We start from the raw sequence: 11,679 nt of genomic DNA on the forward strand, positions 1-11,679 counted from the left end.
GAAGTACGCGGAGAGGCGACGAGGGCAGGATTCGAACCTGCGTCCACCCGGTATCAGAGCCGGGCGCTCCTCCGCAGAGCTTCCTCGTCGCCACCGTGATCATTGCTCGGGCCCGCTGTGCGGGTCAACTGATTTGCGGGGGCGGACACGCGCGGGGATTGCCGCCGGTCACGTCCACTCCTGAGCAGCAGCACGCTTTCCCTTGCCGGAGAAGACTCCTGCCGAACGGAGAGCGCTGGCCATGAGCGGGTCGGCGACGGCGACGCCGTGTACCAGCTCGGGTGTCCGCCGGAAGGCGACGGCCTCAGCCGTTGGCCTGGGAGCAGTCCAGGCGCCGGCTACCGGGTCCACCCGATGCCGGGCGCAAGCCGCTTCGACGAGCGAACGTGGGCATTCCTTCTCACCCCGGAGTACTTCCCAGGGCAGAGGAAGGTCCGCCCAGACGTAGGTGTCCGGGTGCAGCCCGCCGCCGCTCATGCGGTGCCAGTACGCCACGTCGGCCGCCATCAGACGGGGGACCTTGCCAGGGCAGATCCGATCCAGGATCTCGTCCTGCCCCAGCTCGGTCAGCAGTGCGAACCAGTGGGCCCGGGCCGTGTTCCATGCCTGGGCGGCCTGGTTCCACGTCGACGAGTCGTCGCCACGGCGCACGATCATCGTGTCGCGTTCCAGCGGATGCCGGTACCAGGCGTCCTCCAGCAGGTCGGCGACCTGGCGCAGGAATCCGTTCCACCGAACCAGCAGCTGGGTGAGGTCCTGGTCGGACACATGGGCCAGCACTTCAGCTGTGGGGTGCACATGCGCGACCGCGTACCAGCAGGCCCGCTCGGGGCGATTCCTCAGGCGCTGCAACAGGGCCTCGGCGACCTCGTCGTAGACCTGACGCTGCCGACCGTTGGTGAACACGCTGCGCATGTGGCCGCGCGCCGTGACGTAGGCGATGAAGGCCGCCGTGTCCGGGTCCGTGGCGAACAGCTCGTACGGCAGGACGTGGGCGAGGGCACCTTTGCCGGTGAGGACCACTTCGCGCCGGCGCTGCTCGTGGATGAGCCGGGCCAGTTTGGCTTCCATCCGGCGCAGTAGTCGGAAACGCTTGTTGTACTGGCGTTTGGAGATCTCCCCGAGGCCCGCCGCCGTGCGCTCGGTCCGGTTGAGGCGGTCCATGCCGAAGTCATTCTGCCCGTACGAGCGACCGATCTCCGCACCCGCTCGCCGGATCACCGCCTCGATCTGGGCTGGGTCGTCCCCGGCGTTGTCCGGGAGGTCCGGCACGCTCATGAACAGGTCTGCCGCGCGGGCAAGCTGGCGATGTGCGCCAACCGGACGGGCGAACTCCTCCCGCATGGAGGTATAGCCGTGCCAGAGGTTGCGCAGCGAGTGTTCAGCAGCCTTGGCAAGCGCCGCCTCGGTCGCTGTGTCGAGGTCAGTGCCCTGGGCGGCGTACAGATCCTGGATGAGCCGGGCCACGTCTTCCGGACGCTTGCGCAGTGCGAGCGAGGCGTGCAGTTCACGGAGGAGCTGTTCGAATGTGGGCGCCGGCATGGGTCTCACCTTGTCATCACCACGACTGGGTCTCCACTGCTTATCCGCACGTCGGCATCACCAAGTCCACTGGAGAAACACCCTGCTGCGCGACTTCACTCACCAAGAGGTCGCATGAGCGGCAGCACGCAGGCTCAGGCGCTCCGACCGGCGGACTCGTCCGCGGGTTCCGTCGCCAGCGCCGCGTTGGAGTACCGGCGGTCGCCGGTGACGTCGTCGCCCGCCCAGGGCGGAAGGGCGAGGGAGGGGTCCTCGGCGTCCGTCCACTCGATCTCCAGGACGACCAGGCCCGTGTGGACCCCCGTGTACTCGTCGACGACCCATTCGCCGGGCGCCGACACGGCGAGGTGGTGGCGGCGCTTCTCGACGAGCCGGCCGGTGCAGTGCGCCAGCAGCTCTCGTGCGTCCGGCACCGGGATCGAGTACTCGAACTCGGCACGCTCGGGGCCGGGCCGCTTGGCCTTGACGGTGAGGAAGGCCTCGGTCTCGTCCGCGACCCGCACCCGCACCTCGCGCCGCGGGTCGGTGGACAGATAGCCCTGGCGCAGCAGCGTGGTCCTGGTGACCCGCGCCCGCCAGTCGTCGCCGCGCAGCAGGAACTTCCGTTCGATCTCCCTGCCCATGCCGTTCCCTTCCGCGTTCCCTTTGGGTGGCGCCGGTCAGGTGGTACGCGTCACGTGGTGCCGAGCATCAGGGCGATGCCCGTCATCATGACGCCCGCCGCGACGATCCTGGCGCCGCCGAACCGCTCCTTGAAGAGGAAGACGGAGATGGCCGCGCCGGCGATCACGCTGGACTCCCGCAGTACGGCGACGGGAGCCAGCGGGGCCCGGGTCTGGGCCCACAGCACGAGCCCGTACGAGACGACCGACAGCACCCCGCCGAGCAGTCCGCCCACCGCCACGGGCCGCAGCCGTCCGGCGAGGCCGCCGCGCAGCCGCGCCGCGGCGTAGACGGGGACCGCCGTGCCGTCGAGGACCATCAGCCAGCCGATGTAGCCGAGGGCCGCTCCGGCCGAGCGCACCCCGACGCCGTCGACGAGGGTGTAGGCGGCGATGGTGAGCCCGGTCGTGGCCGCCATGGCGATCGCCGGCCACTGCGGGGGCCGGCCCGCCCGGCCGCGGACGCCCCACAGCGCGAGGCCGACGAGGCTGAGGGTCACCAGGACCATGCCGGTGGTGGCCGCGGCGCCCATCCGCTCCCCCAGGACGAAGGTCGCGAACAGCGTCACCACGGTCGGGGCCACCCCGCGCGCGATGGGGTACACCTGACCGAAGTCGCCGAGCCGGAAGGACCGGATCAGCGCCACCTGGTATCCGACGTGCAGCACGACGGAGGTGATCAGGTAGGGCCAGGCAGCCGCCGCCGGCAGCGGGGCCCAGGCCGCGAGGAGCGCGCCCGAGGCGGTGCGGCCGATCCCGACCAGGGTGAGTCCGGCGAGTTCGTCCTTGATGCGGTGGGTGATCGCGTTCCAGCTCGCGTGGGTGACCGCCGCCAGCAGCACCACCAGGGCGACCAGGGGCGTCACCCGGCGGCCAGCGCGGTGAGCACCTCGGACCTGCGGGACGGGTCGAGCATGTCGACGTTGGCCCGGAAGCAGCGTGACCCGGCCGCCAGTTCGGTCAGCCCGCTCCGCATCGCGGCGAGCGCGCCGGTGAACTTCTCGAAGTCCCCGCCGAGGTGCGCGAGGAGGTCGTCCTTGAGGCCGTAGTTGGTCACCGCGGACGCGAACTGGTCGAGGAACAGGGCCGCCTGGTCGGGTGAGATGCGTTCGAAGCCACGGTGGCCGGCCGGATTGTGGTCGGTGATCACGATGTTGCGTATCCGGCCGGTGTCCGCGGGCGGGCCCGGGAACAGCAGCTCCGGGGGCGCGAGGTGGTCGCCGCTCTCCACATGGGGGGTGAGCCGGTGCCGTTCGATGAGCTCGTCGAAGTCGGCGCCGCGCCGGATCCGGACCGAGGACGGGACGGCGAAGGCGACGCCGTCCCGCACCAGGACGTGGGTGTTCGTCAGGAACCGCGCCCCGGAGCGGCACGCCTGGGTCAGGAAGACCGTCTTGCCGCCGCCGTTGGGGCCGACGAGGAGCGTGGCGCTGCCGTCGCCGAAGGTGAACCCGCCCGCCTTGAGGTGGAGATAGCCGTGGTCGACGGCGAAGTCCGTCAGGATCCGCTTGACGAAGTAGGGCCAGACCGTGCGCTCCAGCCGGTGCCCGAAGACGTACGACCGGTGTCCCTCGGTGATCAGGTGGGCGGGGGCGCCGAAGATGTGGTTCAGGTAGTACCCGGCCCTGAACCGCTTGGCCCGCAGCGTGCGGTCGGCGCGGGCCCGCAGTTCCTCCGGGTCGAAGGGGTCCCGGTCGAGGTCCACGCAGTGGATCTCGTAGTCGGCGGGCTCGTCCGCCTCGGCGGGCGGCACTTCGCGGGAGAAGTACGCGTAGGCGTCGAACTCGGGCAGGTTGGAGGAGATCCTGACCTTGAGCAGGTTCAGGTCCACCAGCTTCGACGAACGCCGGGGCAGCTCGCGCAGGTTCAGGGTCATGAGCCCACCAGGCTGTCGACCGCCGCGACGATCCGGCTCACGGTCGAGAAGGTCTCCCGGGTGAGCAGGGCGTCGGGGAACTCGATGTCGAAGGTGTCCTCGATCCCCGCCATCAGGGACACGCTGCCCAGCGAGTCCAGGCCGGCCTGCCACAGGTCGGTGTCGGGGCCGATGGCGGCGGGGTCCGCGGACGGGCCGAGCAGGGGCAGCAGGATATCCCGGACCGCCGCTTCCAGGGCCGTGGTCGTCTCTTCCATGACGCGTGTTCCTTTCGGGCCGGGGTTCAGGCGGCGGCTTCGGCGCGGAAGCGCTCGACCACCTGCTGCGGGGTCCACTGCACGCGTCGGCCGGCGTGCGCGCCGCGCGGGGCGCACTTCACGTGCACCAGGGACGTGACACCGCGCTCGGGCCGCACGGCCGCCAGGCCCTCGGCCGAGTCGACGCTGAACGCGGCCGGGTAGCCCGCGGCGAGGGCGAGGGCGGCGGGGTCACCGATGCGGACCGGGCGCTGGCCGCCGGTGCTCTCGTGCAGTCCGTTGTCGAGCACCACGTGGACCAGGTCGGGGGCGTGCTCGGCGATCAACGGCAGCACGCTGAGGTTCATCGCGAAGGAGCCGTCGCCGTCGAGGACCACCACGTGCTTGTCGGGGCGCGCCAGGGCCACGCCCAGGCCGACGGGGGCGGCCATGCCCATGGAGCCGACCAGGTAGAGGTTCTGCGGCCGGTCGGCGGTGTTGTAGAGGTCGCGGGTGATGAACCCGCAGGTCGACACATACAGCGAGGTGGGGAACTTCTCGGTGACCTCGCGGATCGCGTCCTGGATGCCGAACATGGTCAGATGCCTTCCTTCACGATGAGGACGGGGGTGAACCGGCCGTCCTCGGCCTTCGCCAGGCACCGGTCGACGGAGGCGTAGGGCTTCTCCGGGTCGAAGACCGTGTGCTTCAGGTCGAACACGTCCAGCAGGTTGGTCAGTTCACGGCCGATCACGTCGTGCTCCACGGCGTCGTTGCCGTCGTGACCGCGCCAGCTGACGATCAACGGCACATGCAGGTCGTAGATCAGGTTCAGCGACGTCAGCACGTTCAGCGAGTAGCCGAGACCGGAGTTCTGCATGAGGACCACGGGCCTCGCTCCGGCGGCGGCGAGCCCCGAGGCGACGCCGAGCGCGGAGTCCTCACGCGGCGCCGGCAGATAGGTCAGGCCTTCGGCGAGCGGCGCCTGCTTGCCTTCGAGCACCTGGAACACGCCCTTGAGCAGCGAGCAGGGCACCCCGGTGAAGTGGGTGAACCCCCGCTCGGCGAAGGCGCGGACGAGCTGCTGTGCGGGGCTGTCCAGCTGCCCGGCCGGTGCCGGTTCGATCTGGGTGACGGTCATGACGTGAACTCACTTCCGGGTACGGGTGCCGCGCGCCCCGACGGGCGCGCGGCACGGGCCGGTTACGGCCAGGCGTTCAGTTCGGGCAGGGCGGCGGCTGTCGTGGTGGGCGCCACGGAGTGGGGGCGGCCCGAGATCCATGCGGCCAGCGACCGCAGGGAGCCGCGCACCTCGGTGCCGTCGCCGGCGCCCTTGCGCCACTCCTGTCCGGTGTCCTCGGCGACGAGGACGGTGCCCTCGGGCAGCCGGGGCTGCAGGAAGGCGACGACATGGGCCGAGAGCGCGGCGCTCCAGTCCTCGGAGCGGTGGCCCGCGCCGAGGTCGACGCCGTGCAGTTCGGTCTCCCGCCACCACGCCAACTGCGTCGCGAACAGCGGCGAATTGCGGTAGGCGCAGGGCAGGTCCCAGCCGTCGGGGCCGAGCGCCGCCCACGCCTCCTCCAGGGCGGTCAGGCCCTCCTCCAGCTGCTCGCGCAGCCATTCCACGGGGCGGTCGTGCAGCTCCTCGATGCGCCGGTCACGGGTGGGCCGGCCGCCGTCGTACACCTCGATGGTGCGGCCCTCGACGGCGTACCGGGCCTGCCGGGCGAAGGCGCGGGAGAGGTCCGCGAGGTGGATCAGGACGTGGCCCCGGGTCCAGCCGGGCAGTTCGATCGCCGCGCGGGCGTCCTGCTCGGTGAGGCCGGCCGCCTCGGCGCGCAGCCGCTCGTGGGCCGCGGTGATCTCCTTCAGCCGCTCCGGGATCTCGATGCCGCCGTACTCCGGGGCGTTGTAGGGGGTGTTGCTCATGCGGGGGTCCTTTCGATGTCCTTCGTCTCCGTGCCGGCCGGGGCCCCCTGTGGCATGAACGCGTTGATCCAGCACAGGATGTCCCGGATGACGTGGTGGTCCTTGTTCGGACGGAGAGCGCCGATCTGGTGGTACATCACACCTTCGCTGGGCGGGCCCAGGAAAGTGATCCGCGACTCGACCGTGCCATCCGCCCGCACCGGATGGAACTCCGGGGTCAGATCCAGGCCACCGGGCACGAAGTCGCCTTCTCCCACACCGGGGTTGACCCACTTGCGTACCAGTCCGCGGCGCAGCAGGTTGGGGTAGACCGGCATCACGTCGCGCTCCGCGTCGAAGGAGTGCACACGGGCGTCCACCAGCACGTCGGCCTGTCGTACGGTGCCGGTCACCGGGCCGGTCACCCGGAACCGGCCGCTGTCCTCGTCGGTTTCGACGCGGGCGCCGGGGCCGGCCGAGATGTCGACGTGACCGGAGCGGATGAGCGCGGTCACCTTCTCCATGGCCTCGACCGAGGCGCCCTGGCAGAGCCGGTTGTGGTGCGGGGTGTACACGCCGAGGAAGGTGCGGTGCGAGGAGGCGCGCAGTCCGCCGAAGTCGACCGCGTCGATCACCACCCCGCGCAGGTCGCGCCAGGCCCCGTCGGCGGCGGCCTTCGCCGGGTTGCTCAGGTTGCCCTGGGCCGCCCAGCGGATGTCCACGTCCAGGAAGTCGAGGAAGGTCTCGACGTATTCCTCGGCGTTCGCGTAGCCGCCGCGCGGGACGGGGCTGATCGTCCGCTCCCAGGAGAAGCGGTGCTCGGCGGCGCGCCGGGGGTGCCGCCACGGGGATTCGGCGGCGGCCACCGCGGCCGCGAACTGCGCGGGGGCGTCTGCCAGTTCGAGCAGTTTGGCGGCCTGGTCGGCGCCGTGGACCACGGTGAGGAAGGAACCGAGCAGACCGGCGAGCGCAGGCTGCCCGTCCCGTGGAGCGCCGGCCGGGTCCGTACGGCCCGCCAGTGCCTCGTCCACCCGGGCGGCCGTGGACCGCGCCAGCTCCTCCAGCGGGGCCAGCAGGAACGCGGCCGCCTCCTGGTGGTCCGCGAACGCGTCGGCGTCCGCGAGGAACTTCTCGTACGCCGGCCGGGCCGCGCGGATCGCCGCCGCGCGGAACTCCGTGCCGTACAGGGTGCCGTAGTAGATCAGCGACATCTCGAGCAGGATCAGCGGGAAGACGTGCGCCTCGAAGTCGAGCTGGCGCTTTTCGTGGCCGCCGATGATGTTGGGTACGCCCACCGTGGCGCGCAGTTCGGCCACGGCGGCCGTGGTGAGGAACGGTCCCTTGTACTCGAGGGTGGCGATGTCGCGTTCCTTCTCGTTGTACGGGCGCGCGAAGGTGAACAGTCCGGAGCGGCTGAAGGCGACGACGGAGTCGGGCTCGCGTCCGCACGGCCGGTACTCCAGCCGGCCGTCCGGGCCGCGCTCGAAGGTGCCGCCCCTGCCTTCGGTGAGGTACAGCAGCACGTCGATGCCGGTGAGCCCCATGCCCAGGCAGGCCACGGTGGTCCCGGGACCGGTGCGGGCCGGGTCGAGGGACCGCTCCAACGGGTAGGCGTTCGGGATCAGGTGGGCCCGGTGCCGGCCGGCGAAGTCCGCCCAGGCGGCCTGCCGCGGATCGAGCTCGGGCCGGTTGGAGGAATGTCCCGTGAGCATGAGGACGTAGTCCGCCTCGTACGGCGTGGCTCCGTCCGCGGTGAGGATCGCGAACCGCTCGCCGCGCTCCTCCAGGTCCACGACTTCGGACCGCCTGAGCGTCACGGAGACGCCCTCGGCCGCACTCAGGATGTCGACGTACTGGGCGAACTGGTCCTTCAGGGCGAGGCCGTGCAGGTAGCGCTTGGGCCAGTCCTCGGCGACCAGGTCGAAGCGCGCGTCGCCGGTCTCCTGGAACTTCCTGCGGCACCACTGCAGGAAGGTGGGCCGCTCGTCGGCCGTGAGCAGGGGGCCGGCCTCCACGACGCTCTCGTCGGCGGCGAACGCCACCTGGCCCACGACCCGGTTGAGGTAGCTGGTCCTGGTCTGTTTGGGGCTGTGCACCTGGCCGGGGCCGAACTCGCCCGAGAGGTCGTAGATCACGATCTCCAGGGGCACCGGCCGGTCGTTGGCGCGCACCAGGGCGGCGAGACGTTCCAGCACGTAGGTGCAGGTGGGTCCGCCGCCCACGATGGCCAGGTGAATCGGTGCAGTGGCTGGGGAATTGTCGGTCGTCACCGGTTCACCACTCCTTTTTCACGGTCTCGTGCTTGCTCAGGACGTCGTCGAAAGCGGCGAGGAAGCCGGCGATGTCGGCCGCGGTGAGCTGGCCCATGTTGGCCACCCGGAACACTCCGGCGGACTTCGCCTGGGTGGCGTAGATGACGTAGCCGCGCTCCTTGAGCCCGTCGTGGAGTTCGTCGTACGTCAGGCCGCCCGCGAGGTGGGCGTTGGTGATCGAGGCGGCCCGCTGGTGCGGGGGCAGGAGCAGTTCGATGCCGCGCTGCTCGAGGCCCTCGCGGATCTCGCGGGCCCGGTCGGCGTAGCGGCGGCCGCGGGCGGCCACGCCCTCCTCCAGGGTCAGGTCCAGCGCGGTGTCGAGGGCGCGCAGGACTTGCAGTGCCGGGGTGAACTGGGGACTGCGGTCGAGGACCTGGGCGCGGTAGCCCGCGAACAGGTCGAAGTAGAAGGTGCGTGCGGGCAGCGGCTCCAGCGCGGCGAACCGTTCGCGCGGGGCGCAGACGAAGCTGATCCCCGGCAGCCCCTCCAGGCACTTGTTCGCGGTGCCGACGCACCAGTCGACGTGGTCGGCGACGACGTCGAGTTCCTCGGCGCCCAGGCTGCTGATGGCGTCGACGATCAGCGACCGGCCGTGCCGGGCGACGACGTCCCCCAGCTCGCGCAGCGGGTTGAGCATGCCGGTGCTGGTCTCGTGGTGGACCATGCCGACGTGCGTGACGCCGGGGTTCTCGCCCAGAAAGCGGTCGACCGCCTCGGGCGTGATCGGATTGGCCCACCCGAACTCGAGATGGTCCACGTCGATGCCGTGGACTCGGGCGATGCGCAGCAGCCGTTCGCCGTAGTGGCCGTTGTCGAGGACGAGGAACCGCCCGTCGGCCGGTACGACGGAGCTGACGACCATCTCCAGGGCCGCCGTGCCCGAGCCCGTGAGCAGCACGGCGGTGTGCGAGTCGTCGCCGCCGCACACCTCGACGATCTTGTCGGCCACGGTGACCAGGAGTTGCTGGGCCTCGGGTTCGCGGTGGCACTCGTCGGGCGAGGCGATGGCGGCGCGGACCCGGTCGTGCACATTGACCGGACCCGGGTTCAGCAGGACGACCCGGTCTCGCCGGTCGGGCGCGGTGGTCATGGGGCGTTCTCCAGGGAGAGGGCGGGTGAGAGGGCGCTGTCGGTCGGGGCGCGCCGCGAGATCAGCGTGCGCGGGGCGTTTCGCGGCCAGTCCGGCAGCGGGGCGAACAGGTGCCTGAGGTCGGCCGCCGTGCGGTCGCCGCGGGTGATGACGCACTCGGCGCCGCGCCGGGCGGAGTCGGCCAGCGCCTCGACCTTGCCCTCCATGGCACCGGTGGCATCCCATGCGTCCGTCCAGAACAGGGCGCGTGCGGCGGCCAGGTCGTCGGGATCGAGGTGGGCGAGCACCGGGGAGCCGGGGCCCCCGGTGTGGATGCCGTCGACATCGGTGAGGGCCACCACCCGGACCGGGCCGAGGCCCAGGTCCAGCAGGACGGCGGGCACGTCGTCGCTGCTGAGGATGCGCAGGGTGCCCTCGGCGGTGAGGTAGCAGTCGCTGGACAGCACGGGCAGCGCGCCCTGGGCGAGCAGTCGGCCGACGACCGCGGTGTGGCAGGCCCGGGTGCCGTCGGGGCGCTCCTCGAGCAGGGAGGTCGCCTGGAGCGGGACGGCCCGCACGCCCTTGGCGCGCAGCCGGGTCGTCCACGCCCAGCGCATCCGGAACGCGGGTTCGGTCAGGGCGACGGCGGCGTAGGGGTCGTCCTTGGCCGCTTTGATCCGCAGTCCGACCGGGTGGCAGAGCGCTCCGCCCCCGGTCACCAGGACCACCCGGCCGGGGAAGGCGGCGACCAGGTCCGCGAGCAGCCCGGCGTAGTCGTCGATCGCCGTGTAGTCGGTCTCGCCGGTGTGCCGCTTGTCGGAGAGGAGGCTGCCGCCGACCTTCAGGACGAGCAGCCCCGGCTCACCGGCCCGCGTGCCGGGGCCGGTCACTGGAGCGGCACATTCGAGGCGGTGCCCGCGGTGTGCCGGCCGGGGTCGAAGAGACGCGCGAGGAAGCTCTGCTGCCAGCGTGCGGTCTGCCCGTCGAGCGAGCCGTACTGCTCCAGGTAGTCGGTGTCGTCCGGGCGCACCTTGTCGAGCACCCAGGCGGGCACGGACCGTGGGTACAGCACGGCGGTGAAGTGCAGGGCGTAGTAGACGATCGCCTCGGCACCGACCTGGCGGACCCGTTCCAGGAACCGCTGCCAGGCGTCGTCGTCGGTGGCCTCGGCCACCAGGCTGAGGTCGAGGAACTTGCTGAGCTGCAGGTCCTGCTTGTTCTCGAAGAAGTGCAGGCTCACGGCCTCCTTGTGGAGGTGGGAGCACAGGTCGAGCAGCCGGTCGTCCGGGGCCGGGATCCAGGCGGGCACGCCGCACAGCACGGTGGGTACGGCCCGGTCGAGCAGTTCCTCGGCGGGCACGGAGATGCCGGTCTTCTTCTGGAAGATGTCGTGGCAGATGTCGACGTTGAAGTCGGTGATGTCGGGACGCCCGCCGGGTTTGCGGTACGGCAGCTGGTTGCTGAGGTTCAGCTTCCAGAACAGCTGCGTCTGGCGGTTGTACGGTTCGATGCGCTCGCCGTCCTCGGCGACCTGGCCCTGGAGGTAGCCGAGCCGGCCGAGCACCTCGTGGGCGGCGGGCGCGTCGTCGCGGGCCAGCAGGACATCGAGGTCCGCGATGCGGCGCAGCGCCGGGTCGTGGTACTCGCCCTCGCCGAGGGAGAAGCCCTTGCGGACCGCGAACGGCAGTCCGGCGGCGGTGAGTTCGGCGAAGACGCGGCCGAATTCGTCGGCGAGTGCCTGGTTGCGGGCGCGGTTGCTCAGGTAGGCGCCGATGAACACCCAGGCGTAGGGGAAGCCGGGGGACTCCCCCGCCTTGCGGTCCAGGCGGTAGCGGTCGACGTGCCGGCCGATCAGCGGCAGCAGCTTGTGCCAGGCGGCCGCCTCCAGGAAGGCGCCCCAGTCGTGGTCGGGGCGGGCCGCCAGGGCGCGGATCTCGGCGACGTCGGCCTCGTTCAGCCGCAGCCGGGCGAGCCTGAGCAGCAGCCGGGCGTGGGTGGGCAGGTCGTCGACGGTCACCTCGGGGACGGCGGGGGCGTCGGCAGCCGGTACGGGGATCGTGTTCTCGCTTGCCAT

Annotated in this window: 12 protein-coding genes and 1 tRNA gene; all 13 read right to left on the minus strand. The window is 71.4% G+C overall.

Annotated features, from left to right (window positions below):
• Positions 1–16: 16 nt before the first annotated feature.
• Positions 17–89 (minus strand) — tRNA-Gln (locus OO52_RS23410).
• 79 nt (positions 90–168) lie between these two features.
• Complete coding sequence (locus tag OO52_RS23415) at positions 169–1,467, minus strand: hypothetical protein (protein WP_199819959.1); 1,299 nt, start codon at positions 1,465–1,467, stop codon at positions 169–171.
• Positions 1,468–1,676: 209 nt separating this feature from the next.
• Positions 1,677–2,165, minus strand: a complete 489-nt coding sequence (locus OO52_RS23420; RefSeq protein WP_030646428.1) for a CYTH domain-containing protein — start codon at positions 2,163–2,165, stop codon at positions 1,677–1,679.
• Between the two features lie 50 nt (positions 2,166–2,215).
• The gene (locus tag OO52_RS23425) at positions 2,216–3,070 is read right to left on the minus strand and encodes a membrane protein (RefSeq protein ID WP_030646426.1); all 855 of its coding nucleotides are present in this window, start codon (positions 3,068–3,070) and stop codon (positions 2,216–2,218) included.
• Positions 3,067–4,080 carry a FomB family phosphonate monophosphate kinase gene (locus OO52_RS23430; RefSeq protein WP_030646424.1) on the minus strand — a complete coding sequence of 338 codons (1,014 nt, stop codon included), beginning with the start codon at positions 4,078–4,080 and terminating at the stop codon, positions 3,067–3,069. Before OO52_RS23430 ends, OO52_RS23425 begins: the two co-directional genes overlap by 4 nt.
• A complete protein-coding gene (locus OO52_RS23435; protein ID WP_030646422.1) occupies positions 4,077–4,337 on the minus strand; it encodes a phosphopantetheine-binding protein in 261 nt (86 codons plus the stop codon). The genes OO52_RS23430 and OO52_RS23435 overlap by 4 nt, the downstream gene beginning before the upstream one ends.
• 26 nt (positions 4,338–4,363) lie before the next feature.
• On the minus strand, positions 4,364–4,912 hold the full coding sequence (locus OO52_RS23440) for a thiamine pyrophosphate-dependent enzyme (RefSeq protein ID WP_030646420.1): 549 nt from the start codon (positions 4,910–4,912) through the stop codon (positions 4,364–4,366).
• Positions 4,913–4,914: 2 nt separating this feature from the next.
• The gene (locus OO52_RS23445; protein ID WP_048910655.1) at positions 4,915–5,457 is read right to left on the minus strand and encodes a thiamine pyrophosphate-binding protein; all 543 of its coding nucleotides are present in this window, start codon (positions 5,455–5,457) and stop codon (positions 4,915–4,917) included.
• A 62-nt stretch (positions 5,458–5,519) separates the two neighbouring features.
• Positions 5,520–6,245 carry a maleylpyruvate isomerase family mycothiol-dependent enzyme gene (locus OO52_RS23450; protein WP_030646417.1) on the minus strand — a complete coding sequence of 242 codons (726 nt, stop codon included), beginning with the start codon at positions 6,243–6,245 and terminating at the stop codon, positions 5,520–5,522.
• Complete coding sequence (locus tag OO52_RS23455) at positions 6,242–8,494, minus strand: FAD/NAD(P)-binding protein (protein WP_030646415.1); 2,253 nt, start codon at positions 8,492–8,494, stop codon at positions 6,242–6,244. Before OO52_RS23455 ends, OO52_RS23450 begins: the two co-directional genes overlap by 4 nt.
• Positions 8,495–8,498: 4 nt before the next feature.
• Positions 8,499–9,626 (minus strand): pyridoxal-phosphate-dependent aminotransferase family protein, encoded by a 1,128-nt coding sequence (locus OO52_RS23460; protein ID WP_030646413.1) that lies wholly within the window; start codon positions 9,624–9,626, stop codon positions 8,499–8,501.
• Positions 9,623–10,495: a hypothetical protein gene (locus OO52_RS23465; RefSeq protein WP_030646411.1), complete on the minus strand. Its 873-nt coding sequence runs from the start codon at positions 10,493–10,495 to the stop codon at positions 9,623–9,625. The genes OO52_RS23460 and OO52_RS23465 overlap by 4 nt, the downstream gene beginning before the upstream one ends.
• The gene (locus OO52_RS23470; protein WP_030646409.1) at positions 10,492–11,679 is read right to left on the minus strand and encodes a nucleotidyltransferase domain-containing protein; all 1,188 of its coding nucleotides are present in this window, start codon (positions 11,677–11,679) and stop codon (positions 10,492–10,494) included. Before OO52_RS23470 ends, OO52_RS23465 begins: the two co-directional genes overlap by 4 nt.

The organism is Streptomyces flaveolus, assembly GCF_000716535.1.
In the GTDB taxonomy this organism is placed as follows: Bacteria; Actinomycetota; Actinomycetes; order Streptomycetales; family Streptomycetaceae; genus Streptomyces; species Streptomyces flaveolus_A.